Genomic DNA, 22,573 nt, shown 5'->3' with positions numbered 1-22,573 from the left:
TTCAATAGGCTCTCCAGCTCGGTACCATCGATTCGACTTCAAACCTCTCCTCAAGCAGCGTAGCGAAAGCCTTGAAGAAGAAACTGCGCTCGAACTCACCAACTTTTCCCACTCGGCGGCTAATCAATTGATTCAAGGTTCCAAAATCAAGAAATTGCCCTATCTCAGTAGGTGTTTTAACATTCAAACGCACAATAAACTGTTTTCCATTCGCCAAAAGGGCAGCATGTGCGGTGGCGTGCTCTTTCTCGTTTTTATTAATACCAGGCCGACCATAGATGAATTGAGACATTGCCGCCATAAAGGCGACACGTGCGGGTTGACTGGCAAAGAGATCACGCCCCTTGCGAAAACGTATTTTGCCTGCGTCATCGTCCTCATGCACCTCCGTTGTAGGCTCACCCTGGTACCTTGAGAAAGCCGCGTCTATTTCAGATAAAAGGCCAAGTACACCATAAAACATAGTATTAAACTCTCGGTCACTGGTTGCCTCTATGAAGTCGAGTTTTGTGAATTCATCTGCCAGCTTCTCTTTGGTATCAATAGTCTCCTTTCTGGCGCCGAACACCATAAAGAGTTCTGCTACCTCGCTGGCCTGAAATTGTCCTCCCAAAGCCCGGCGACGCACGTCATCCACCGTAAAGACTTCGATCTGCGGCACGCGCTGCTTAATCTCCTTGAGAATGGAGCGAAAAATCAGCTCAATCTGTCGTTGAAGATTCCAGGGTACCTGCCCAGTGTTGAGGACAAGCATCCGGTAGAGCAAACTGTTGGCGTCCTCCGTAATCCAAAACTCTACGCGCATCTGACGCTCGGAAACAGTGACCCCGTCATGGAGTTGAGCTTCCCGCAGGGCTGTCGTCCGCTGCATGCCATCGATGATCGAGATTGAGTCGCTTCCCGCCGCAGCAATGATTGCATCCACCTCCTGAGAGGTGGATGCAGGAGTGATCTTGGCAAACGCTGTTTGATCGACAACGACACCGATAACAACCGGGGGGAGAACTGCGCCTCGTCTCAGATCCTCGACCATTCGATCGCGGATACGAATCGCCGTCGTTGTCCTCAGGGGTTGCCGCTGTTTCTCGATACCACCCCGGTTTTGATAAGCCTGATTGACCAGCTCCAGGTACTGGTCCACGCGCATGGTTTCCACCACTGAATAGCAGTTCACACGGTTGTCTCGGATGATGCCGTTGGCCATGGCGACAGAATAGAGCGTGGCTCCTCAGCAGGAGCATGCTGACGTTCTGTTGGCCGAGCTACCACTTGGTCCGGTCCAGGACGAAGCGGGCATCGGAGGAGGTCGGGAAGCGAGAACTGCCCGAAGCGCTTGAACCGCTGGTACCCCATGTCGTCAGGGCCCGGCAGATCAACAAGCTGAACGGAGCTGGTACAGGACCACGCTCCGCGCCTGAATCACGGCTAGGATCAGGGCGCTCAGAACCGTCAGCCATCGAGGATTGAGCGGGAGGTGCTGAGCGAGCAGGGTACAGAGGCTAGACTCACCGGGTCGGCTCCGGGTGTCTTCCATCGCAGAAAACATCGCACTGGAGGCGACTTCTCATGCCTGAACCTTACTTTTGACCCCGACAGAGGCTCCTCGCCTCACTCCGGCTCGTGTCGTTCTTTCTCACAACCCTACCCAGCCTCAAATCATACAAGGTATTTGAATTTCAGGGAACGTATCTATTTCTCTTCCTACGCGAGGAACTACACAATGCTGTGAGCAGGAGTGATCATCTATTTGATCTACAGCCTTACCAGTATCCTTTGTTCCTCGTGACCAAAAACTCCTTTTCCTTTTTTGTCATACATCGTGCCAGCCGCTGAGCACTTCGCCCTGAACGTCGCGGAGATATGCGTATTTGCCGGCTTTGCCGGGCAGGGCGTCAAAAATGTCCCTCGGATCAACCAGGGTATTGACACACTCGTCCCCACCCAACGTGCTGAAGTCAAATGTAATTGTTGCGCCATCTTAGCGGCCATTGGTGCCTCGCCCTGCCAACATTGGGGAAGCTTGGTCAGTCCTGCCTACCAGTGGGGTGCCGGGGAAAGGGGACTGCCAAAGCACGAGGCGCTGCATCATGCTGTCGGCCAACCCCTCATGCCGTATCGAGTTAGTTCTTAGCCTCATTCACTATTTCTAGTCGCCCTTATGTTGACAGCATAGTGCATATAAGAAAGCCCACGTCGAGCAGCCACAACGGGAAGGGGAGCAGGCAAAGGGCGGCGGCGAGGGCGATGACGCCGTAGGGATCGGGCCGCCCGCGCCCGATGGCATAGGCGAGGAGCACGGCCCCGCCCATCAGCACGGCGCGGAAGATGCTGGGGGACACGCCGACGAGCAGCAGGTAGGGCCCCAGGAAGAGGAGCGCCCCCGCATAACGCCACCCCAGCGGCACCCGCAACCACATCAGCAGCCAGACCACCGCGCCCGTCAGCAGGGCGACGTTCTGGCCGCTCAGCGCCATCAGATGCGAGAGGCCCGAGCGGGCGAAGGCGTCCCGCACCGAGTACCCCTCCCCGAAGTCCTCGCGCCCGATGTCACCCCGGTCGCCGAGTTCGACCGCCTGCATCAGCGCCGCCTCCCGCTCCCCCAGACCGACGGTGAGGCCCCGGCGGAACCAGCCGTGCGGGCCACCTTCCGGCGTGTTCCGCCGCAGCCGGGCACCGACGAGGACGGTGGTGGGCGCGGGGACGAAGAGGCCCCCCTGCCCGCGCAACCAGGCCGCCTGGTCAAAACCGCCCGGAACATCCTGCCCCTCCGGGCGCACGAGGCGACCGCTGAGCACCACCCGGCCCGGTGGGACACGCGGTTTCGGGGACACGGCCACTCGGGCGGGCGGGTCTTCAAGGCGGAGGAACTGCCCGTCCCACTCGCCCGTCAGCGTGACCTGCGCGCCCACCCAGGGAGCCATCCGGTCGGGTCTGGCGGCGTTCAGGCGCTCCGAGCCGAAGCCGAGCCCTGCCCCGACGAGGGCGAGCAACGCCAGCGCGGCCCTTCCGTCGAGAACGGCGAGGGCCGCGCCGAGCACGCCCACGAGCAGGCCCCACCACACTCCCAGCCCAAGCAGGATGCCGCTCATCACCCCGCAGGCGAGCGGGACGGACCACGCGAGACGCCCGGAGGCGGCGCGGGTGGGACTCGGGGTGAACGCTCGGCCGCCGGGCGCGGCGGCGTGTCTCCCGAGCATCAGAACGTCACGAGCGGCGTGAGGGCCGAGAGTGTGGACGGACCGATCCCGCTCACCTGGTCGAGGTCGGCGAGGCTGCGGTAGGGGCGCCCGGCGACGATGCGGGCAGCAAGGGCGGGGCCGATCTTGGGCAGAGCTTCGAGCTGTTCGGTGGACGCCGAGTTGAGGTTGACTCTCCCCGAGATGAGCGGCTTCACGCTCGCCGTCGCCGGGTACTCGGGGGCGGCGACGGGCTCCTGCGCCCCGGCAGGTGGAGGCACTTCGGCGTGGGTCACGGTGGGCCCATGCGCCTGCGGGAAGAGGGCGGGGCCGAGGGCGAGCCCGCCCACCGTCAGCACGCCGACCGCGAGAAGGAGCGTCCAGTGCCGTTCCGAGATCCACACGGGCGCCAGTGTAGGACGGGCCCCACATCGACCGGGCGGCAAATTCGCACAGCGCGCGTATGCTCTCCGGGTGACCCCCACCGCCACCCCCGCCGCCCGCCTCACCCCTGCCGTGCTCCTTTGTCTCGCCCTGGTGTATGTCGTGTGGGGCAGCACGTACTTCGGCATCAAGGTGGCGATAGGCAGCCTGCCGCCGCTGGGGATGCTCGCCACGCGCTTCCTGGTGGCTGGGGTCTTGCTCTACGCCTTCTTGCGCGGGCGGGGCGTCCCGGCACCGAGCAGGCGGGAGTGGGCGGCGAGCGCCGCCGTCGGCCTCCTGCTTCTCGGCGGCGGGACGGGCCTGGTCACCCTCGCCGAGCGGGACGCGAGCAGCAGCGTCGCGGCGCTCGTGCTGGCGGTCTCTCCCCTCTTCGCGGCGCTCTTCGCCCGGCTGTGGGGCGAGCGGACGAGCGGGCGCGAGTGGCTGGGGATCGGGGTGGGGCTCGTCGGGATCGCGCTGCTCAACGTGGGCGAACTCCATGCCACGCCGCTCGCCGCCCTGCTCCTGATCCTCGCGCCGCTGTGTTGGACGTTCGGCAGCCAGTGGTCGCGCCACCTGCCCCTCCCCGCCGGGCTGATGGGCAGCGCCGCCGAGATGGTCACGGGCGGGGTCCTGCTGGCCCTGCTGAGCGTGCTGTTCGGGGAACGCTGGGGCACGCCGACCGCCGCGAGCCTCGGCGCCCTCGCCTACCTCATCGTCTTCGGCAGCCTCGTCGCGTACAGCGCCTACATGTACCTTGTGGCGCACACCCGCCCGGCCCTCGCCACGAGCTACGCCTACGTCAACCCGGTCGTGGCGGTCCTCCTCGGGGTGGGGCTGGGCGGCGAGACGCTGACGGGGCTGGGCTGGGCCGCCCTGGGCGTGATCCTGACGGGTGTGGCGCTCGTCGCCTGGCCCCGGCGGGTCAGGACGGGCGACACCGGGACGGTCGGGGCAGACTGAGCCGCCCCGTCGCGGCATGTCGCGACGGTGGAGGCGGTGGGTCGCCGGGTCGAGCCCCGACAACGCGCTACCTTCCCCCCATGCCTGGTCACCCCTCCCCCCTCACCCCCGCCGGGCTGAGGGCCTTCGCGTTCCGGACCCTCGGCCCGCGCACGTCGCTCCGGTCAGCCCTCGACCACATGGTCTTCGTGCAGGCCGACCCCATCCGCGCTCCCGCCCGCGCGCAGGACCTGACGTTGATGGCCCGGGTGCGCGGCTACCGGGCGGGCGACCTGGAGCGGCTGTACCCCACCCTCGCCGTTGAGGAGGACATGCTGCCCAACTACGGCTTCGTGACCCGCCCGGTGCAGGCCCTCCTCCACCCGCGCGAGGTCGGCGAGAGCCCGTTGGAGCGCGAGCACCCGGAGTTGCTGGAGGCGGTGCGGGCGTTCGTCGGGGAGCGGGCGGAGGTTCACCCGCGCGAGGTGGCCGCCCTGCTCGGCCGGGGCCGGGTGGTGAACGCCTGGGGCGGGCAGTCGGCGGCCACGACCCGGGCGCTCGACCTCCTGCACCGCCGGGGGGAGGTGCGGGTGACCCGGCGGGTCAGCGGCGTGCGGCTGTACGGCCCAGCGCCCCACCTCGCGGCGTTGCGGGCGGCCCCGCTTCCCACACCCGAGCGCGTGCGCGGCACGGTCCACCTCCTCGCCGGGCTTTACGGGCCGCTCCCGGAGGCGAGCCTGGGCTACCTCGTCGGCCTCTCGCGCTTCGGGCTGCCGCACCTGCACGGCGAGTTGCGCGCGGCCCTGCGGGTCGCCGTGCGGGAGGAACTGACGGGCGCCCGAGTGGACGGCGTGCGGTACGTGTGGCCTGCCGGGTGGGACGCGGGAGCCCTGCCCACCCCGCGCGGCGTGCGGGTCGTCGGGCCCTTCGACCCCCTGGTGTGGGACCGCCGCCGCTTCACCCACCTGCACGGCTGGACGTACCGCCTGGAGGCGTACACCCCGCCCGCGAAACGGCAGTTCGGGTACTACGCCCTGCCCGTCTTCCAGGCCGAGCGAGCGGTGGGGTGGGCCAATCTGAGGGTGGAGGGGGGCGAACTCCGCGCGGACGTGAACCTCGTCCCCGGCGTGCGCGAGACGGCAGCCTTTCGCAGGGGGCTGGAGGCGGAACTGGGCCGCCACCGGGCCTTTCTGGGGCTGGAGGACCCTCAGCGGGCCGGGAAGGCCAGCACCTCCTTCTCCCCCTGAACGATCAGGACGCCGGGCACGATCACGCTGGGGCCGAAGCGGCGCGAGGTGGTGACGTGGCGGGAAACTACACGGGGCGTGTTCGTGCCGCCCAGGGCGTCCACCCGGTACACGAGGACCTGCCCGTCGGTCCCCGCGACCACGAGGCGGTTTCCCGTCACGTCGAGGCGCGAGAGTTCGGTGTGGGTCCCGTGCGGCGGAAAGGCGAGGAGTCCACCGTTCGTCGTCTTCGCGCCCCACACCAGCCGTACCGTGTCGGTGAACCACAGCCGCCCCAGGGCCGGGCCGCCGATCCAGGCGAGGCGCCCCCCGTTCCGGCCCCCTTCCGGCAATGAGGCACGCGCTCCCCCCGGCTCGCCGTCGCGGCGGTGACAGGCCACCACCCTCAGGTCGTCGCCGACCCACGCAGCCACCCAAAGACACTGCCCGTCCAGCGCGACCCCCCCGAAGGTGGCACCCCGCGCCCCGCTCAACTCGGGGAAGGACAGCGGGACGGGGCGAGACACCGCGCGGCCCGTTCGGGCGTCCACGGCGAGGAGCGGCTGGGTGCCGCGCCCCTCCACCAGACCGGACTCGGGCGGCACGGCCTGGAAGTAGAGGGTGTCGCCCTCGCGCCGCAGGAAGCTCGCGGCCCGCACCGTCCAGCGCCGCCCGCCCGTCCCGGCGTCCCAGGCGGCGTAGGCTCCCCCCTGGCCCAGCAGGGCGTCCCTGCGGCTCGCGGTGAGGAGCAGGCTCCCGGCCCGGTGCTCCACGGTCTCGTCTGGGCGGGTGACGAACCGCCGCTCCCCGCCGAGCCCCGTCAGCACCTGATCCTGGCCGAACTGGCCGCCCGGGGGCACGCCCGAGACCCGCAGCAGGTCGCCGAACCACCGCAGCGCGGAGGGCACCGAGACCGTGAGCTTGTGGCACCAGAGTTCGCGCCCGGTGCCTACCTCGATCACCGCCACCCGGCCGCCCTGCGTGGTGGCGGCCACAAAGGTCGCGTTCGCGGCTAACCCTGGGCGGAACCCACCCCGGCGCCACAGGACCCGCCCGCTCGCGGCCTCCCGCGCCCAGAGGGTCTGCCCGCTCAGGCCGACCACCCGGGAGCCGCTGGCAGCAAGCACCGCGTAGCCCTCGTCGTTGTACTCCAGCGGGGCCCGCCACAGGGGCAGGGTGACGGGCACCCGCTCCCGCTCGGAGAAGCGCGGCGCGGTCGTGGGCGACCCGAAGGACACGCCGCCGTCCCCCGTCTGCCCGAACGCGGCTCCCGCCCACAGCAGGGCCAGCGCCCACCCGCGCCACACCATGCTCTAGGATAGGCGCCGCTTGTGAGGAGCCGCCCACCCCTGGGCCCAGGCCCCGGCCACCCGCCCGAGGGCCTCCCGCACCCCGTCCCCGCTGCCCGCCCGCGCCTGCCGCGCCGTGGCGAGCACATTCAGGGCGAGCCCCGCCCGCTCCTCGTCCCCAAGTTGGGCGGGCGTCCGGGAGTGCCCGTGCGCGGCGAGTTCGGCCCGGTACGCCTCCCGCAGGCCGGGACCCAACCTGGCCCGGTCGGGCGCGTCCAACCGCACCCCGAGGAGATGGGCGAGGTCCTCCCCGAGCGGGGCCGCGTGCGTCTGCCCGTAGTCGATCAGGACGGGTGGGCTGCCGTCTTTCGGCCACAGCACCTGCCCCGCGTGCAGGTCGCCGTGGGCGAGGGTGACCCCGCGCGTGGCGGTGAGCAGGGCGGGCAGGGCGCGGGCGGCCTCCTCGACGGCGCTCACCTCGGTGGGCGTCCAGCCGGGGTCGGGGTCGGCGGCGATCCGCCCCGCGTGCCGCACGGCCCGCGCCGCGTCCCAACCCCACTCGCCGACGAGTTCCGGGCGGTCCAGCCAGAAGGCGTGGTGCCGGGCGAGGAGCCGCGCGACCTCCACGAGCGCCGCCTCCCGCTCGTCGTCGGTTCCGAACGCCCCCCACCCGGTTGTCGCGTCCGTCAGGTCGCGGGTGATGAGGTGCGCCCGCAGACCGTGGGGGTCGAGGGCCGCGTGCAGGAGCGGCGCGTGCGGGACGGGCGAGCGAGGGGCGAGGTCGCGCAGGTAGGCGGCCTCACGGGCCAGACGGCGGTAGGCCCGCTCGTCCCGCCACCCGGCCGGGAGGTACTTCAGGAAGAGGGGACCGTGCCCGGTCGCGTAGCGCGCGAAGGCCGCTCCCTCCCCTTCCCAGGCCTCCACCCGGCGGCGCGGGCCGGGAAAGGCCGCCCGCAGCCCGGCGGGCCACACCCGGGACGAGACGGCGGGACCGCCCCCCCGCAGCGTGTCCCGCCAGTCCCCCAGGGTGGCAGTCAGCCTCAAGCGAGGAGCGTGAGGAGCCCGGCGAGCGAGCCGCCCGTGAGCGCCGCCCCGGCCAGGAAGGCCCCCAGGCACCCCAGGCCGCCCCGCCGCCGGGTCTGGCGGTAGTGCCCGCCCCCAGCGTAGTGCCCCCGGTGGCCGCTGCTGTGGCTGTGACCCAGCGCGCCGCCCAGGAAACCGCCCCGGCGCCCGCTGCTGTGGCTGCGCCGCCTGAACGCGCCGTGACGACCACCGCTGTGACTGAAGGAGAAGGAGCCGCCCGAAAATCCGCTCATGCCTCAGGGTACGCGACGAAGGCGTCCGGAGTTGCCTGCCCTCACGGGTCGCTGGGCGCCCGCTGCCTGGGTGAGCATCATGCACACTTCACTCACGGGGGTACACTGACCCCACGATGAGCGAGCGCAAGTATTTCGGAACGGACGGCGTGCGGGCCGTCGCGGGCGAGTTTCCGCTCACCGCCGCGTGGGTGATGGGCCTGGGCGCGGCGGCGGGCGAGGTGCTGAGGCGGCGCAATCCCCACCCCAGCGTGGTGATCGGGAAGGACACCCGGCAGAGCGGCGACATGCTGGAGGCGGCCCTCGCGGCGGGCCTGACGAGCCGGGGCGTGAACGTCGTCCACGTCGGCGTGCTACCCACCCCTGGCGTCAGCTACCTCACCCGCCACCTGGGGGCCGACGCGGGCGTGGTGATCAGCGCCTCGCACAACCCCTACGAGGACAACGGGATCAAGTTCTTCGGCGCGAGTGGGGAAAAACTCGGCGACGCGACCGAACTGGAGATCGAGGCCGCCGTGGACGGAGTTGCCAGCCTTCCCCCCGTGACGGGCGTGGACCTCGGCTCGGTCACGAACTACACCGAGGCCGAACGGCTGTACGTGGGCTTCCTGCGCTCGCACGCGCCCGACCTGACGGGTATGAGGGTGGCGATGGACTGCGCGAACGGGGCGGCGTACCGGGTCGGGCCGCGAGTTTTCCAGGCGGCGGGGGCGGACGTGTTCGCCGTGTACACCACACCTGACGGTCGCAACATCAACCGGGGCTGCGGGAGCACCCATCTGGGTCACCTCCGGCAGATCGTGCGGGAGGGGGACTACGACCTCGGCGTGGCCTTCGACGGGGACGCCGACCGGGCCCTCTTCGTGGACTCGCGCGGGAACGTGGTGCAGGGCGACCACATGCTGCTGCTGAACGCCCGCGCCCGGCAGGACCGGGGCGTCGTGACCACGATCATGGCGAACATGGCGCTGGAGGTGAAACTGCGCGAGGCGGGCATCCCCCTGGAGCGCACCGCCGTCGGCGACCGCTATGTCCACGAGCGGCTGCATGGGCGCGGCCTCACCCTGGGCGGCGAGCAGAGCGGGCACGTCCTCTTCCTCGACCACAGCCCCACCGGGGACGGGGTGCTCACCTCGCTCCTTACCCTCGCCGCGATGAAGGGGCTCGGCACGACGCTGGACGAACTCCACGACGAACTCGTGATGTTTCCGCAGACCCTGGTGAACGTCCGCGTCGGCGACAAGAAGGCCATCGCCCGCGACGAGGTGGTGCAGGCCGCCGTCTTGCAGGCCGAGGAGCGCCTGAATGGCCGGGGCCGCGTCAACCTGCGCCCCAGCGGCACCGAGAACCTGATCCGCGTGATGGTCGAGGGCCCCGACGAGGCCGAAATCCACGAGGTCGCCGGGGCACTGGCGAAAGTGGTGGAGGAGCGGGGGCGGGTTGGGGTGTAAACCCTACTCGTGAGCGAGTTCCCGTCGGAAAAAGGCCAGGAGTTTGCCTTCGACCTCGGCCTGGTGGGTCTCATTGATGTAGTGGTCGCCGTCCAGTTCCACAAGCTCGCTTCGGGCACCCGCCGCCTCCAGCGCCGCGTGCATCCGCCGCGCCTGGGAGATGGGAACCTCCCGGTCGTGCCTGCCGTGCAGGTGGAGAAACGGCGCAGAACCGGCCGAGACGTGGGCTACCGGACTTGCCAGCACAGCGAGGTCAGGCCGCTCGGCCAGGGGTGCGCCGAACAGGGGGAAGGGCTCCGGGCCGAACGGCATCCCAGGGTCGAGGAAGTCCATCACGCCGCAAACGTTGCCAATGGCCTGAACCTCGGAGGACCAGCCTTCCCAGTCGCCGCCTAAGCCCTCCAGTCCAGACGAACCGGCGGTCGTACCCAGCAGGCCAGCGAGGTGGGCTCCCGCGCTGATCCCCCAGACGCCGATGCGCCTTGGGTCGATGCCGTAGACATCGCTGTGGGCACGCAGCCACCTCACCGCCGTCTTAGCGTCGTGAATCTGGGCAGGGAAGAGGGTGCCCGGTGCGAGGCGGTAGTCCACGGAGACGGTCACGAACCCCGCCCGGGCAAAGAAAACGTTCGCCACCGGCCACTTGCCGAACATCACCCATGCGCCCCCGTGGAGGTGGAGAACGGCGGGTGCAGGTGTGGAAGCCCGCCGCCGTGGCCGCAGCACGTCGAGACACAGGCCGTATGCACTGAAGGGCACGTCCTCCTGAAGTTCGAGGTCGGGGGGCGGGAAGGCTTCGGCAGACACTCCCGCACCCTACGGCGTGAAGATCGAAAACGGCATCGGCCGTTCCAGCTACTTAATTCCCGCACCCACCGGGACCTGTGCAGCACTCCCCGCCTGCCCCCCTCCGTAGAATGCCCCCATGACCCCGCCCGCCTCCGGCTCCCCGGCCCCCGATACCCTCGTCCTGATCGACGGGCACGCGTTGGCCTTCCGCTCGTACTTCGCGCTGCCGCCGCTGAACAGCAGCCGGGGCGAGGCGACGCACGCCATCCTGGGCTTCCTGCGCTTCACCCTGCGGCTGGCGCGGCAGCCCTCCAACCAGGTCATCGTGGTCTTCGACCCCCCGGTCAAAACCTTCCGCCACGAGCAGTACGAGGGCTACAAGTCGGGCCGCGCACAGACGCCCTCCGACCTCCCCGGGCAGATCGACCGCATCCGCGAGGTCGTGGACGCGCTGGGCTTCCCGAGGTTGGAGGAACCCGGCTTCGAGGCCGACGACGTGATCGCCAGCCTCACCCGCATGGCGGAGGGCAAGGGCTTCCAGGTGCGGATCGTGACAAGCGACCGCGACGCCTACCAACTGCTCGACGACCACGTGCGGGTGATCTCCAACGACTTCTCCCTCGTCGGGCCGGGGGAGGTTTTCGACAAGTACGGCGTGACCGTGCGGCAGTGGGTGGACTACCGGGCGCTGACCGGGGACGCCAGCGACAACATCCCAGGTGCGAAGGGCATCGGGCCGAAGACGGCGGCGAAGCTCCTCCAAGAGTACGGCGACCTAGACACCGTGCTCGCCCGGGCGAAGGACGGCACCCTGGAACCCAAGGGCACCCGCGAAAAGCTGCTCGCCTCGGAGTCGGACATCCTCTTCAGCCGTGACCTCTCGCGGATGGTGACCGACCTGCCGCTCAAGGTGGAACTCGGGGCCCTGCGCGGCGCGGGTGACCCGGCGCGGCTCGAACAGCTCCTCGACGAGTTGGAACTCGTGAGCGTGAAGCGGGAACTGACGACGCTGGGGCAGCCCGCGCCGGAGGTCAGCGAGCCGGACCCCACGCCCGCCGAAGTTGCCGAGGAGATCGAGATCGCCGAGTGGCGCACTCCCGGCGAGGGCGTGACCTGGGGCTTCGTGCTGTCGCGCGAGGACGACCTGACCGCCGACCTGCTCGCGGCGGCGACTTTCGACGGGCGGGTGGCGCGCGTGGCCCCGGCCGAGGAACGGCCCCGGGAGGCGGACGGGGCGGTGGCGGCCTTGCAGGCGACCTCTCCCGAGGGATTCCTGCTGGGCGGGGAGGAGGACCGCCCCCCCACCAAGGCCGAGCAGAAGGCGGCGGAGAAGGCACGCAAGGCTGCCGAGAAAGCCGCGCAGAAGGCCGCCGCCCTCTTCCCCCCCACCGTCTCCGAGGCCGAGTTCGTGGGGCAACGGACCCTGACGGCGGCGGGCGCCAAGGCCCTCGCGGCGCACCTCAGCGTGCGGGGGACGGTCGTGGAGCCGGGGGACGATCCCCTCCTCGTCGCCTACCTCCTCGACCCCGCGAACACGAACATGCCGACGGTGGCCGAGCGGTACATGAAGACCTCCTGGCCGGAAGGCGCCGCCGCCCGCGCGGTGATGACCCACCACCTCCTGCGCGACCTCCCCGGCCAACTCGACGAGCCCCGCCGCAGGCTGTACGAGGACATGGAAAAGCCGCTCGCGGGCGTGCTCACCCGCATGGAGGTGCGGGGCGTCCGGCTCGACAGCGACTACATCCGGGGGCTGGCGGGGGCGACCACCGCCCGGATTCAGGAGTTGGAGGCGGAAATCTACCGTCACGCGGGCCGCGAGTTCCCCATCCGCAGCCGCGACCAGCTGGAGGCCGTGCTGTACGACGAACTCGGCCTCGCCAGTGGCAAGAAGACCAAGCTGACGGGCAAGCGCAGCACCGCCGTCTCCGCCCTCGAACCCCTGCGCGAGGAGCACCCCATCATCCCCGCTCTCCTCGAATACCGCGAGCTGGAGAAGCTGCGGGGCACGTACCTCGATCCCCTGCCCACCCTCGTCAACCCGCGCACCGGGCGGCTCCACACCACCTTCAACCAGACGACCGCCGCCACGGGTCGGCTCTCCAGCCTCAACCCCAACCTCCAGAACATCCCCATCCGCTCGGAACTCGGCCGCGAGATTCGCAAGGGCTTCGTCGCGGACGAGGGTTACCTGCTCCTCAGCGCGGACTACTCGCAGATCGAGTTGCGGCTCCTCGCGCACATCGCCGACGACCCCCTGATGCAGCAGGCGTTCCAGGAGGGGGCCGACATTCACCGCCGCACCGCCGCGCAGGTCCTCGGGCTGGACGAGGCGACGGTCAGCGCCCAGCAGCGCCGGGCGGCGAAGACGGTCAACTTCGGCGTGCTGTACGGCATGAGTGCCCACCGCCTCAGCAACGACCTGGGCATCTCGTACGCGGAGGCGGCGTCGTTTATCGACATCTACTTCTCGACCTACCCGGGCATCCGGGGCTACATCGAGCGCACGCTTGCTTTCGGGCGCGAGCACGGCTACGTGGAGACGCTGTACGGGCGGCGCCGCTACGTGCCGGAGCTGAAGGCCACCAACCGCAACGTGCGCGAGGCCGGGGAGCGGCTGGCCTACAACATGCCCATCCAGGGCACCGCCGCCGACATCATCAAGGTGGCGATGGTGCGGCTGGGCGGCGAACTCGACGCGCTGGGCGCCCGACTCCTCCTGCAAGTCCACGACGAACTGCTGATCGAGGTCCCCGAGAGCCGGGTGGACGAGACGACCCGCCTGACCCGCGAGGTGATGGAGGGGGCGGCGAACCTCATCGTGCCCCTCGCCGTGGAGGTGGGGGTGGGGCCGAACTGGTACGACACGAAGTAAGGGCTTGGCCGCCTTCAGTTTCGCTTCACACGGGGAGGGGGCGTACCTTCCGGCGGGCGGGGGTCGGGTCTTCTGGGCGCCGGAGGTTTCCGCATGACGATGAACAACCAACTGGAGGAAACGCTCGCCCTGCTCTCGGGTGGCGTGGAGAACATCGACCCCAACCTCGCCGTGACCCACCTGCGCTCCTGGCAGGCGGCGGTGGGTGACCACCCCAGAGGCGAGATGCTCGCCGTGCAACTCGGGAAGATCGCCGAACTCCTGCAAGCCGGGCGGTACACGGAAGCCGCCGCTTCCCTTCCCCCGCTGGGCGCCGAGGTGGAGACCGTAGCTCAGGCCGCTCCCGAGGACGTGCGGCCCACCCTGATGCGCCTCGCCGAGGTGCTGCACCTCTCGGACGGCGGGCTCGACGGCTGAACCTACCGGATTCATTGGGCGCCCGGTGCCGATGGCGGGCGCCCTTCCTTTGTGGACCGTGTGGGCAATCCGGGTCACCCCAGCGTTACGCTCGGGCATGACGATCAAGGCCCTCTTCTGGGACATCGGCGGCGTGCTGCTCACGAACGGGTGGGACCGCGAGCAGCGGGCGGACGTGGTCGCGCGTTTCGGGCTGGAGCCGGAGGACTTCGCGGAGCGGCACAAGTTGGCGGTGCCGGAGCTGGAACGGGGCCGCATGACCCTGGCGGAGTACCTGGAACAGGTGGTGTTCCACACCCCGCGCCCCTTCACCCCGGAGGACTTCCGCGCCGCGATGGAGGCCCAGAGCCAGCCGCGCGAGGAGACGCTGGCCCTCGCGCGGGAGCTGGGGGAGCGGCACCGGATGTACTCGCTGAACAACGAGGGCCACGACCTGAACGAGTACCGCATCCGCACCTACCGGCTGGGCGAGTTCCTGCTCGCCTTTTTCACCTCCTGCTCCCTCGGCCTGCTCAAGCCCAACCCGGCGATGTACCGCCTCGGCCTGAGCCTCGCGCAGGTCCGCCCGGAAGAGGCCGTGATGATCGACGACCGCCCGCAGAACGTGGAGGCGGCCCGCTCGGTGGGGATGCACGCGGTGCGTTACGAGAACGCTGCGGGGCTCCCGGAGGCCCTGGCGGCGCTGGGCGTGCGGTAGGGGTCAGGGGAGCGGGGCGCCCTGAAGCTCACCACTGTACCTGTGCAGAAGGAGCGTCTTGCCGTCCGGCGAGAGGGTGGCGGAGGTCTCGGGCGTGTCCAGCACCCGCAGCAGGCGTCCCGTTCTGGTGTCGTACAGCAGGGCCGAGGAGACGTTTTGTACGGTGCGCGAGAAATTCAGGAGGACCCGGCTCCCGTCGGCGTTGAAGCTCGCCGCGCGGATGCCCCTGGCGCACACTCGGCGGATTCAAGCGGTCGTTGCAACAGCAGTATGAATGGCGTGCAGCGCGTGTTCGAAGGCCTCCTTGGGTGTTCGCCAGTCGAGCACCTTGCGAGGTCGGGCGTTCAAGGTAGCGGCCACGGCGGCAAGGTCGTCCGCGCTGTGCACGCTCAGGTCCGTGCCCTTTGGAAAATATTGGCGCAACAGACCGTTCGTGTTCTCGTTCGTGCCTCGCTGCCACGGGCTCTGCGGCTCGCAGAAATAGACGGCGACCCCGGTTTCACCGCGCAGTTTAGCGTGCTGGCTCATCTCAGCACCCTGATCCCACGTCAGTGACCGTCGGAGCTGCTCCGGCAGGAGGGTGAGTGCGCTCGTCACAGCGTCACGCACCGCTTCAGCACCGTGTCCAGCCAGCGCCGGGCCATTCTTGACGCGAGCTTCCACACCGTGGCTGGGCAGACGAGGGAGATGAAGCAACAACGTGAACCGCGTCGAGCGCTCCACCAAGGTCCCGATGGCCGAGCTCCCCAGGCCGAGGATGAGGTCGCCTTCCCAGTGGCCCGCCACCGTCCGATCCGCCGCTTCTCCTGGACGCTCTTTGAGCATGACTTCGGGGGCGACGAACGGCTTGCTCATTCGGGCGCGACGCGCTCGAGGAACACGCAACGTTCGACCGGTTCGCAGACAGGTGACCAGCTCACGGCGCAGCCCACCCCGCCCTTCGATGTACAGCGCCTGGTAAATGGCCTCGTGGCTGATGCGCATGGTGCGGTCATTCGGAAAGTCGAGTTGCAGTCGGCGGGCGATCTGCTGTGGACTCCACGCACTGGCCCAGCGGCGACTCTGTCGCCGCCCGTGCCGACGGCCCTTGAACGCCACAGTCGGCCCAGGAATAGTTGCCCCGCAGGGCGAGGTGACCTGCCCGGCCAGGCGGTCTTGCACGTACGCCCGCAGCGCCACGTTCACCGCGAGTTTGGCTGGTTTTGGTCGGCGGGCGGACCGTTCGGCGTGCCACTGGGCAGTCGTCGCCCGGTACTCCAGGCCGCCGCCACGCGTGGCGGCGTTACGCCGCAGTTCACGCGAGATGGTCGACGGGGACCTTGCCAAGTGCCTCGCAATCTCCCGCACGCCATGACCTTGTGCTCGACGGAGCGCGATCTCTTCCCGCTGGGCGAAGGACAGATACCGCCCTGACGGCGTGGCGTTCCAGGGAGCCAATGTTGTGGGGGGCATACCACCTGCCTCTCGAAACCATCGCGTGCCCACCGCAGGCGAGACACCGACGGCTGTGGCTGCATCTTCACTCCCTTGACCCGCCGCAATCAACACCCAGAACTGCCGCTGGTGCTCCCGTCGGGCGACGCTTGGCCGTCCTGGCGAATGCAGCTTACAGCGCCCCGCACTATCTGATTTTCGCTTCCCAGTGCTCATCCCACCCTCCTTGGTCAGGGTGTTGCGACGACCACTTGAATCCACCCTCTGGACCCCATGCCCTGTGGGCACGGCTCAGTGTAAAGGGGAAGGGTGCGCTCGCTCAGGCCCCAGTCGCCCTGCCCCAGCCGCTCCAGCCCGAGGTCGAGAAAGGCCACGCCGTACCCCCGGCCCGTCAGCAGGGAGCCGTCCGGCGCGAACCCGAAGGGGTGGAGGACACCCGTCAGCCCCGGAACGGTGAGCACTCTCTCGCCCGTCTCCGTGTTCCAGAGGGTGACGCTGCCCTCCGGTGCCCCGGCCTCGTTCACGGCGAGGAGGGGCCGCGTGGGGTGGAACGTCAGGCGGCGGGGCTGCGAGTGCAGCAGCAGGGTGGCTCGGCGCCGCCCCGCCGCCACGTCCCACAGTTGCACGTAGCCGTAGACGTTCAGGGCGGCCAGGGTGCGGCCGTCCGGGCTGAAGGCCAGCGCCTGGGTGCCGCGCAGGCCCGGGAGGCTGCTCGTCCAGCGACCCCTTCCGGTCTGGACGGTCAGGACGTCTCCCGCGCGGCTGAGCCAGGCCAGTGTCCCCAGGTCGGGCGTGAAGGCCGCCCGGCCCACCTCATTCCCAGCCTCTCGGAAAAGGACGCTGCCGCTGACTTTCCCGGTTCCCGGGTCGCGGCGCTCCAACTCGGGCGCGAACCAGCCGGTTCGGGAGGGCGGTTGCGTCACCACCTCGCCCTGCCCCGTGAAGCCGAGAAAGTTGACGCCCGCGATGCTCCATGACGGCCGGACTGTCACCGGGGCGAGAGCCTGCGCGGAGGCGGCGAGGGTCAGCAGGAAGGCGGCACTCCGGAACCAGATCACCGCTTCAGTCTGCCCGAACGTTCGAGCCCCGAACACGCAAGCAGCGTCGTCCCGCCACAGTCACGTCCTCAGACCTTCACGAATTCCTGCACCCCCAGCACGAACATCACCGCGCCCCCCACCGCCACCTCGACGGGGTCGGCGACCAGCCCCTCGCCCTGCTCGCCCATCGGGACGCTGGGGGTCACGAGGCGGGTGCGGGTGCGGCAGGTCCGCTGCACGTGCCGCTTGAGTTCGGCGAGACGCTCGTCGGACACCCCGATCATCAGGGTGGTGTTGCCCTCCCGCAGGAAGCCCCCGGTGCTGGCGAGCTTCGTGACCTCGAAGGCGTTCTCGGACAGCACGCGCACGAGGGCGGCGGCGTCGGCATCCTGAATCACGGCGAGCACCAGCTTCATGAAGCGCAGCATAACAGAGGGGGTGTGAAGGGTCGGTCAGCGCGGCGGGCCCAATCATACGGGCACAAACAAAACGGCCTCCGCTGTGGGAGGCCGGGGAGTGGAACGGTGAGGAGCTTACGCGACCTGCTTCTTCTTGCCGCTCACGGGAGCGCTCTGCTCCTGGCCGAGCGCCTGGGTCTCCTTGAGGCGGAAGATCACCAGGCTGCCCACGAAGGTGCAGGTGATCATGCCGTGCGCGTTCAGGAGCGACAGGGCCTTCATCACGTCCTCGCGGCTCATGCGAAGCTGCTCGCTCATGTACAGGGCCGAGTCGGCGCGGCCTTCGAGGTAGTCACGCACGCGCTTGGCGTCGTTCGTCAGCGGCGTGGCGGGCACGTCGGCGAGGCCGGGGTCGGCGAGGCCGTACACGGCGCGGGTGCCTGTGCCCGGCAGGCGGCGCACCCGGCCCTGGTCGAGCAGGCTGGCAAGGGCGGCGCGCAGGTGTGAGAGGGCCAAGCCCGTCGTCTTGGCGAGTTCGGTCTCGACCCACTCGGGCTTGCTCTCCAGCGCCTTGAGCACCAGCTTCTCGTTCGCCCGGCGAGTCTCCTGCAGGTCTTCGAGGGTGGGGGGATTGAACATGCGCTATCCTCCGTTAAAACCAGAGCAAAACACCCGTGCTTCACCCTGGTGTGGTTGTTGAGTGTGAACCGAGTTCAACTGCGCCCAGAAGCGCAACTTTCCTATTGTGACAGGTTTTCATGCCTGTTGCATGAGACCTGCCCGAGGTACTGGAGAGCCCGAGACGCTTGGAAAGTGGGAGCCGGGGTGACGGGCCCGGTCACGAACGGTGGCGCATCGTAAGCGGTCGCGCGGCGCAGCACCGTGACCCGGCGCCCCCTGTGAAGCGCCCGTCAGCTTGTGCCGGAGAACCTGGCCTTTCGGTCAAGCCCGCTTCACATGACGGACCCCACTTCCTTGATCCACTCGCGCCGGAGGGGTGCGTGCTTTTCGGGGGAAGGTGCGGCATCGCCCGCGTATGCTGCGGGGCGAACGAGGCGGCACAGCCTCAGCGATACGGAGGGAGACCGGGAGAGTGCTCGATATCGAGAGCCTGAGCAAGACCTACGGGGCGCACGCGGCCCTGCGGGAGGTGACCCTGCGGGCCGGGGAGGGCCAGGTTTTCGGCCTGCTGGGCCCGAACGGGGCGGGCAAGACGACCCTGCTGCGGATCGTCGCCACGCTGCTGGCCCCCACGGCGGGCACGGTGCGGGTGGCAGGCCACGACGTCCGGCGCGACCCCGAGGCCGTGCGCCGCTCGGTCGGTGTGGTGAACGGCGGCATGGGCCTGCCCGCCCGCCTCACCGGGCGCGAGGTGCTGCGGTCCTTCGCGGGGCTGTACGGCCTGAATCGCAGGCAGGCGGACGCGCGCATCGGGGAACTGGACACCGCGCTGGGGCTGGGGCGCACGCTCGACACCCGGGCGGGGGACTACTCGACCGGCATGGCGCAGAAGGTGGTGATCGCCCGCGCCGTCATCCACGACCCCCCCGTCCTGATCCTCGACGAGGCGGCGAGCGGGCTCGACATCTTCGCGCGGCGGGCCCTGCTCGACTTCGTGGCGGCGACGCGGCGCCCGGGGCGGCTCACCCTCTACTCCACCCACGTCATGAGCGAGGCCGAGGAGGTCTGCGACCGGGTGGCGATCCTCCACCAGGGGGAGGTGGTGACCGTGGGGCCCGTGGGGGAGATTCTGGGAAGCACCGGGGAGCGCACCCTGGAGCGGGCCTTTTTCGCCCTGGTGCGAGCGCAGGCGCAGGAGCCCCGGGCCGAGGTCTTTCGTGCGCCCTGACTTCGTGTGGCGGGTGGCGGCGCGCGATCTGCTCTCCACCGTGCGCGACCGCCGGGCCCTGCTGAGCAGCGTCCTGATCCCCCTCCTGCTCATCCCACTCTTCACCCTGGGGCTGCCCCTGCTGCTGGGCCGCTTCGTGGGCGGGCAGGCGCAGGAACGGCAGCGGGTGGGCGTCGTGGGCACCCTCCCCGCCTCCCTGAGCACGGCCCTCACCCGCGACGAGCGGGCGCCGGACGGCAGCGTCACCCGGGCCGGGGTCGTCCTCGTTCCTGTGACTGATCCGCGCGCCGCCGTGGCCTCGGGCGAGGTGGACGCCGCCCTACGCGTGACCTCCCCCCTGCCCGCCCGCGCGGGGGACGGCACCGGCAGGCTGGAGGTCTACGCGCGGCTCGGCAACCTGCGCGCCCAGACGGGAGCCTACGCCAAGGTGCAGGACGTGGTGGAGGGGTACAACCGCCAGCTTGCCGTGAGCCGCCTCGCCGCGCTGGGGCTGGGCGCGGGAACGCTGACGCCCGTGACCCTGGCGCCCATCGACGCGAGTCCGGAGGGGGAGCGGCGGGGCGGGCAGCTCGCCTTCCTGATCCCGCTGCTGATGCTCAACTTCGTCCTGACGGGCGCGATGGCGACGGCGCTCGACGCCACGGCGGGTGAGAAGGAGCGCGGCACCCTGGAGAGCCTGCTCGTCTCGCCCGTCCGCCGCTCGGAGGTCGTCGCCGGGAAACTGCTCGCCACCACCGTCACGGCGCTCACGACGGCCTGTTTCAGCGTGCTGGGCTTTCTGGCGACCGGGCTGGTGGCGCGGGCGGCCCTCTCGCAGGAGGGGACCTCCGACGAGATCGCGCAGAGTTTCGGCGGGCAACTGACGCTCACTCCCGGGAGCGCCCTCGCCCTGCTCGCCACGGTGGTCAGCGCGGCCCTGCTCATCAGCGCCGTCCTGATCGCCCTGAGCATCTACGCGCGCAGTTACAAGGAGGCGCAGACGTACGTCACGCCCCTCTCGCTCGCCATCGTCTTTCCCGCCGTGCTGCTGCAATTCAGCGACTTCCTGACGCTGGGGAGCGCCCTCTACGCCCTCCCCCTCTTCGGGAGTATGCTCGCCATCCTCGACACGGTGCGCGGCACCCTCACCCCGGGGCACCTGCTCGCCGCCGTGGGGGCCAACCTGCTCGGCGCCCTCGCGCTCGGGTTGATCGCGCGGCGCTCCTTCGGCCGGGAGGAGGTCATCTTCCGCTCCTGAGCCAGACGGGAGGCGGGCCCCCTTCCGCAGTGGAGGGAGCCCGCCTCATTCGTCCGGGGATCAGCGACTGGAATTCTGGGGATCGGTGGGGTTCAGGGCGACGGGCGCGTCGTCCTGCCCCTCCAGCGCGGCCACGCCCGTCTCGTGCGGGCGCGCGGCGAGGGGGTCGATATTCACCGTCTCCTTGCTCACGCTGTTCACCAGGATGTCGAGCACGTTCCCCTCACGGGCGAGCTGCACCGCCTTGTTGGTGATGATCTCGCCGACGTTGAGGATGATCGTGTCGTCGGGCGCGAGGATCACGCGGGTCACCGGGCGGCCCAGGGCGTCGCGGACCTTCTGATCGAGCTGCTGCTCCTGGCGCTCCTCGATAGCCTGCCCGGCCTCGTCACGCTTCTCGCCGAACCACGACTTCGCGCGCTCCAGCAGGTTGCTCGCTCCCTCGCTGACGCTGGCGACCCCGCCCGAGAGGGCCGCACCCGCCGCCGGGGTCGCCCCCGTCCGGGTGCCGGTCGTCGCGGCAATCAGGGCCGCCTCAACCCCGAGCTGCCGGGCCCGCTCGGCGAGGGCCGGGGTCACGATCTGGCCCTGCACGGCGACCAGGCTGCCGCTGGGAGCGCGCACGTCGGTCTTCACCCGGCGGCCCACGGTAGCGTCGAGCGGGTCCATCTCAGGCTGGGTCGTCTGTGTCTCGGGCTGGAGGCGCTCACGCAGCCCCTGCATCCCCTCCTGCATGGCCCCGCCCGTGGCGGCGGCGAGCAGCGCGGGGAGCACCCCGGCCTGCTCGGCGCGCTGGACCTGGAACTCGGTGATCGTGTCACCCTTGTGGACGACGATCTCCTGCACCCCGTCGGCGAGGTTGGCGACCACGTCGTTCGAGGCCGTCTTGCCCACCACGAACTCCCGCTGGCGCTCGGTGCTGGCCCCCTGCAAGTTCTCGACCGAGCCCTGCACCCGCTCCTTGACGGTGCCGTACGTCTCGGAGAGCGCCCCGCCCGTCACGCCCGTCAGCAGGGCGGTGAGCTTGCCCGCCTGGTCGGCCCGCTCGATCTGCTCCTGGGTAATCGTGTCGCCCTTGTGGACGAGCACGGTGCCGTCGTCGAGGGCGAGGTCGTTTCCGGCGGTCTTGCCGACCAGGAACTCCTTCTGGCGCTCCTTGGTGGCCTCGGCGATGTTGCCGTAACCCTGCTTGACGTTCTCGGCGACGTTCTGGTAGGTGCTGCTGACGCTCTGCGCCGCGTTCTGGTAAGCCCCCTTCAGCCCGCCCGGCTCCTGCTCCTGCATCGCCGTCGCCACGCTGATGGGCACGATGGCCGCGTCCTCGCCGATCTGGACGTGTTCGGGCGCGGGTACAAAGGTGCGCCCGCTGGAGAGGTCGCTGAAGATGCCGCCCGTCGCCTCGTAGCCCTCGACCCGGCCGCTGTGCTCGTCGAAGAACACGTCGGCGATCTTGCCGAGGTTCTGGCCGTCGGTCGTGAGCAGGGTCATTCCCACGAGGCTGACCTTGGAGTCGAGCACGTCGGCGAGGCGGCCGTCGTCACGGGTGGAGGTCACCGATTCGGTGCTGTCCACCATGATGGCGTCCTCTCCGATGGACCGAATCGCCTCGAAGGGCACCACCTTCGCCGCGCGGAAAAAGCCGCCCTCGTCCACCAGGATGCCCAGCACCTCGTTGGCCTGGTGGTCGAAGACGAGGTCGCGCGCCGTCTCTATCTTTTCCCCGCTGTCGATGGCGATGACGGGGCGGCCGAGCAGTTCCTTACCTTTGATCATGAATAGACTCCGTTTCGGGTGGTGACCGGAAAGGCCCGCTTCAGAAGCCGAGGTTCAGGATGCCCTGCGGCTTGAGATACAGGAAGTAGGCGAGCAGGAAAAGAACGATCAGAATCAAGATAATCAGGAAGGCGGTTCTGCCGCCGCCGCCACCGGTTCCTTGCAGTCGGGCCATGTGTCGATCCTCCGAGAAAAGTCTAGAAACGTCGCCCCCACAATGTGATTTTCCGGGCTCACCCCA

22 protein-coding genes and 1 pseudogene are annotated in these 22,573 nt (G+C 69.4%); 8 read left to right on the top strand and 15 right to left on the bottom strand.

Annotated features, from left to right (window positions below; all coding sequences use genetic code 11):
- Position 1: 1 nt before the first annotated feature.
- From DAETH_RS04840 to DAETH_RS04825, 4 genes and pseudogenes are all read right to left on the bottom strand, one after another.
- On the bottom strand, positions 2 to 1,204 hold the full coding sequence (locus DAETH_RS04840) for a hypothetical protein (RefSeq protein ID WP_264776789.1): 1,203 nt from the start codon (positions 1,202 to 1,204) through the stop codon (positions 2 to 4).
- 61 nt (positions 1,205 to 1,265) lie between these two features.
- Positions 1,266 to 1,534: pseudogene (locus tag DAETH_RS04835) on the bottom strand (IS4 family transposase); the annotation flags it as partial.
- A 622-nt stretch (positions 1,535 to 2,156) separates the two neighbouring features.
- A complete protein-coding gene (locus tag DAETH_RS04830; protein WP_319993727.1) occupies positions 2,157 to 3,197 on the bottom strand; it encodes a ComEC/Rec2 family competence protein in 1,041 nt (346 codons plus the stop codon).
- A complete protein-coding gene (locus DAETH_RS04825; protein ID WP_264776788.1) occupies positions 3,197 to 3,580 on the bottom strand; it encodes a ComEA family DNA-binding protein in 384 nt (127 codons plus the stop codon). Before DAETH_RS04825 ends, DAETH_RS04830 begins: the two co-directional genes overlap by 1 nt.
- A 70-nt stretch (positions 3,581 to 3,650) precedes the next feature.
- Here DAETH_RS04825 and yedA point away from each other — a divergent pair, with 70 nt between their 5' ends.
- Positions 3,651 to 4,562 carry a drug/metabolite exporter YedA gene (yedA, locus tag DAETH_RS04820; RefSeq protein WP_264776787.1) on the top strand — a complete coding sequence of 304 codons (912 nt, stop codon included), beginning with the start codon at positions 3,651 to 3,653 and terminating at the stop codon, positions 4,560 to 4,562.
- An 80-nt stretch (positions 4,563 to 4,642) separates the two neighbouring features.
- On the top strand, positions 4,643 to 5,788 hold the full coding sequence (locus DAETH_RS04815) for a DNA glycosylase AlkZ-like family protein (RefSeq protein ID WP_264776786.1): 1,146 nt from the start codon (positions 4,643 to 4,645) through the stop codon (positions 5,786 to 5,788).
- Here the strand turns inward: DAETH_RS04815 and DAETH_RS04810 are convergent.
- The 3 genes from DAETH_RS04810 to DAETH_RS04800 are packed head-to-tail and all read right to left on the bottom strand — an operon-like array spanning position 5,749 to position 8,372.
- Positions 5,749 to 7,077, bottom strand: a complete 1,329-nt coding sequence (locus DAETH_RS04810) for a PQQ-like beta-propeller repeat protein (protein ID WP_264776785.1) — start codon at positions 7,075 to 7,077, stop codon at positions 5,749 to 5,751. The genes DAETH_RS04815 and DAETH_RS04810 overlap by 40 nt on opposite strands.
- A 3-nt stretch (positions 7,078 to 7,080) precedes the next feature.
- The gene (locus DAETH_RS04805) at positions 7,081 to 8,100 is read right to left on the bottom strand and encodes a phosphotransferase family protein (protein WP_264776784.1); all 1,020 of its coding nucleotides are present in this window, start codon (positions 8,098 to 8,100) and stop codon (positions 7,081 to 7,083) included.
- The gene (locus tag DAETH_RS04800) at positions 8,097 to 8,372 is read right to left on the bottom strand and encodes a hypothetical protein (protein WP_264776783.1); all 276 of its coding nucleotides are present in this window, start codon (positions 8,370 to 8,372) and stop codon (positions 8,097 to 8,099) included. Before DAETH_RS04800 ends, DAETH_RS04805 begins: the two co-directional genes overlap by 4 nt.
- Before the next feature lie 116 nt (positions 8,373 to 8,488).
- Between DAETH_RS04800 and glmM the strand changes: the two genes are divergently transcribed.
- A complete protein-coding gene (gene glmM / locus DAETH_RS04795) occupies positions 8,489 to 9,823 on the top strand; it encodes a phosphoglucosamine mutase (protein WP_264776782.1) in 1,335 nt (444 codons plus the stop codon).
- Between the two features lie 3 nt (positions 9,824 to 9,826).
- Here the strand turns inward: glmM and DAETH_RS04790 are convergent, their stop codons facing one another.
- Positions 9,827 to 10,630 (bottom strand): alpha/beta hydrolase, encoded by an 804-nt coding sequence (locus tag DAETH_RS04790; RefSeq protein WP_264776781.1) that lies wholly within the window; start codon positions 10,628 to 10,630, stop codon positions 9,827 to 9,829.
- 118 nt (positions 10,631 to 10,748) lie between these two features.
- On the opposite strand from DAETH_RS04790, the gene polA reads away from it, so the two are divergent.
- The 3 genes from polA (at position 10,749) to DAETH_RS04775 (ending at position 14,601) form a co-directional block, all read left to right on the top strand.
- Positions 10,749 to 13,487, top strand: a complete 2,739-nt coding sequence (gene polA, locus DAETH_RS04785) for a DNA polymerase I (RefSeq protein ID WP_264776780.1) — start codon at positions 10,749 to 10,751, stop codon at positions 13,485 to 13,487.
- A 93-nt stretch (positions 13,488 to 13,580) separates the two neighbouring features.
- On the top strand, positions 13,581 to 13,904 hold the full coding sequence (locus tag DAETH_RS04780; RefSeq protein WP_264776779.1) for a hypothetical protein: 324 nt from the start codon (positions 13,581 to 13,583) through the stop codon (positions 13,902 to 13,904).
- Between the two features lie 97 nt (positions 13,905 to 14,001).
- A complete protein-coding gene (locus DAETH_RS04775; RefSeq protein WP_264776778.1) occupies positions 14,002 to 14,601 on the top strand; it encodes an HAD family hydrolase in 600 nt (199 codons plus the stop codon).
- Positions 14,602 to 14,604: 3 nt separating this feature from the next.
- On the opposite strand, the gene DAETH_RS04770 is transcribed toward DAETH_RS04775, so the two are convergent.
- The 5 genes from DAETH_RS04770 to DAETH_RS04750 form a co-directional block, all read right to left on the bottom strand.
- Complete coding sequence (locus DAETH_RS04770; RefSeq protein WP_264776777.1) at positions 14,605 to 14,838, bottom strand: hypothetical protein; 234 nt, start codon at positions 14,836 to 14,838, stop codon at positions 14,605 to 14,607.
- A 9-nt stretch (positions 14,839 to 14,847) separates the two neighbouring features.
- Positions 14,848 to 16,251: an IS30 family transposase gene (locus tag DAETH_RS04765; protein ID WP_264774760.1), complete on the bottom strand. Its 1,404-nt coding sequence runs from the start codon at positions 16,249 to 16,251 to the stop codon at positions 14,848 to 14,850.
- 14 nt (positions 16,252 to 16,265) lie between these two features.
- Positions 16,266 to 17,093 (bottom strand): WD40 repeat domain-containing protein, encoded by an 828-nt coding sequence (locus tag DAETH_RS04760; RefSeq protein WP_264776776.1) that lies wholly within the window; start codon positions 17,091 to 17,093, stop codon positions 16,266 to 16,268.
- Between the two features lie 68 nt (positions 17,094 to 17,161).
- The gene (locus tag DAETH_RS04755) at positions 17,162 to 17,491 is read right to left on the bottom strand and encodes a cyclic-di-AMP receptor (RefSeq protein ID WP_102125769.1); all 330 of its coding nucleotides are present in this window, start codon (positions 17,489 to 17,491) and stop codon (positions 17,162 to 17,164) included.
- Positions 17,492 to 17,608: 117 nt separating this feature from the next.
- Complete coding sequence (locus DAETH_RS04750) at positions 17,609 to 18,112, bottom strand: transcription initiation factor IIE subunit alpha family protein (protein WP_264776775.1); 504 nt, start codon at positions 18,110 to 18,112, stop codon at positions 17,609 to 17,611.
- Between the two features lie 454 nt (positions 18,113 to 18,566).
- Between DAETH_RS04750 and DAETH_RS04745 the strand changes: the two genes are divergently transcribed.
- Both DAETH_RS04745 and DAETH_RS04740 read left to right on the top strand, forming a co-directional pair.
- Positions 18,567 to 19,322, top strand: a complete 756-nt coding sequence (locus DAETH_RS04745; RefSeq protein ID WP_264776774.1) for an ABC transporter ATP-binding protein — start codon at positions 18,567 to 18,569, stop codon at positions 19,320 to 19,322.
- On the top strand, positions 19,312 to 20,559 hold the full coding sequence (locus DAETH_RS04740; protein WP_264776773.1) for an ABC transporter permease: 1,248 nt from the start codon (positions 19,312 to 19,314) through the stop codon (positions 20,557 to 20,559). Before DAETH_RS04745 ends, DAETH_RS04740 begins: the two co-directional genes overlap by 11 nt.
- 60 nt (positions 20,560 to 20,619) lie before the next feature.
- On the opposite strand, the gene DAETH_RS04735 is transcribed toward DAETH_RS04740, so the two are convergent.
- Positions 20,620 to 22,332 (bottom strand): PRC-barrel domain-containing protein, encoded by a 1,713-nt coding sequence (locus tag DAETH_RS04735; RefSeq protein WP_264776772.1) that lies wholly within the window; start codon positions 22,330 to 22,332, stop codon positions 20,620 to 20,622.
- A 40-nt stretch (positions 22,333 to 22,372) separates the two neighbouring features.
- Positions 22,373 to 22,507, bottom strand: coding sequence for a hypothetical protein (locus DAETH_RS04730; RefSeq protein WP_264776771.1), 135 nt, complete (start codon positions 22,505 to 22,507; stop codon positions 22,373 to 22,375).
- Positions 22,508 to 22,573: the final 66 nt, after the last annotated feature.

This window comes from Deinococcus aetherius (assembly GCF_025997855.1).
GTDB classification, from domain to species: domain Bacteria; phylum Deinococcota; class Deinococci; order Deinococcales; family Deinococcaceae; genus Deinococcus; species Deinococcus aetherius.
This window is presented reverse-complemented; position numbering and strand designations above follow the sequence as displayed.

Coding starts and splice junctions, on each gene's coding strand:
- DAETH_RS04840 (WP_264776789.1), bottom strand. CDS start 1,204: ATGGCCAACGGCATCATCCGAGACAACCGTGTGAACTGCTATTCAGTG.
- DAETH_RS04830 (WP_319993727.1), bottom strand. CDS start 3,197: ATGCTCGGGAGACACGCCGCCGCGCCCGGCGGCCGAGCGTTCACCCCG.
- DAETH_RS04815 (WP_264776786.1), top strand. CDS start 4,643: ATGCCTGGTCACCCCTCCCCCCTCACCCCCGCCGGGCTGAGGGCCTTC.
- DAETH_RS04810 (WP_264776785.1), bottom strand. CDS start 7,077: ATGGTGTGGCGCGGGTGGGCGCTGGCCCTGCTGTGGGCGGGAGCCGCG.
- DAETH_RS04800 (WP_264776783.1), bottom strand. CDS start 8,372: ATGAGCGGATTTTCGGGCGGCTCCTTCTCCTTCAGTCACAGCGGTGGT.
- glmM (WP_264776782.1), top strand. CDS start 8,489: ATGAGCGAGCGCAAGTATTTCGGAACGGACGGCGTGCGGGCCGTCGCG.
- polA (WP_264776780.1), top strand. CDS start 10,749: ATGACCCCGCCCGCCTCCGGCTCCCCGGCCCCCGATACCCTCGTCCTG.
- DAETH_RS04780 (WP_264776779.1), top strand. CDS start 13,581: ATGACGATGAACAACCAACTGGAGGAAACGCTCGCCCTGCTCTCGGGT.
- DAETH_RS04775 (WP_264776778.1), top strand. CDS start 14,002: ATGACGATCAAGGCCCTCTTCTGGGACATCGGCGGCGTGCTGCTCACG.
- DAETH_RS04765 (WP_264774760.1), bottom strand. CDS start 16,251: ATGAGCACTGGGAAGCGAAAATCAGATAGTGCGGGGCGCTGTAAGCTG.
- DAETH_RS04755 (WP_102125769.1), bottom strand. CDS start 17,491: ATGAAGCTGGTGCTCGCCGTGATTCAGGATGCCGACGCCGCCGCCCTC.
- DAETH_RS04750 (WP_264776775.1), bottom strand. CDS start 18,112: ATGTTCAATCCCCCCACCCTCGAAGACCTGCAGGAGACTCGCCGGGCG.
- DAETH_RS04735 (WP_264776772.1), bottom strand. CDS start 22,332: ATGATCAAAGGTAAGGAACTGCTCGGCCGCCCCGTCATCGCCATCGAC.
- DAETH_RS04730 (WP_264776771.1), bottom strand. CDS start 22,507: ATGGCCCGACTGCAAGGAACCGGTGGCGGCGGCGGCAGAACCGCCTTC.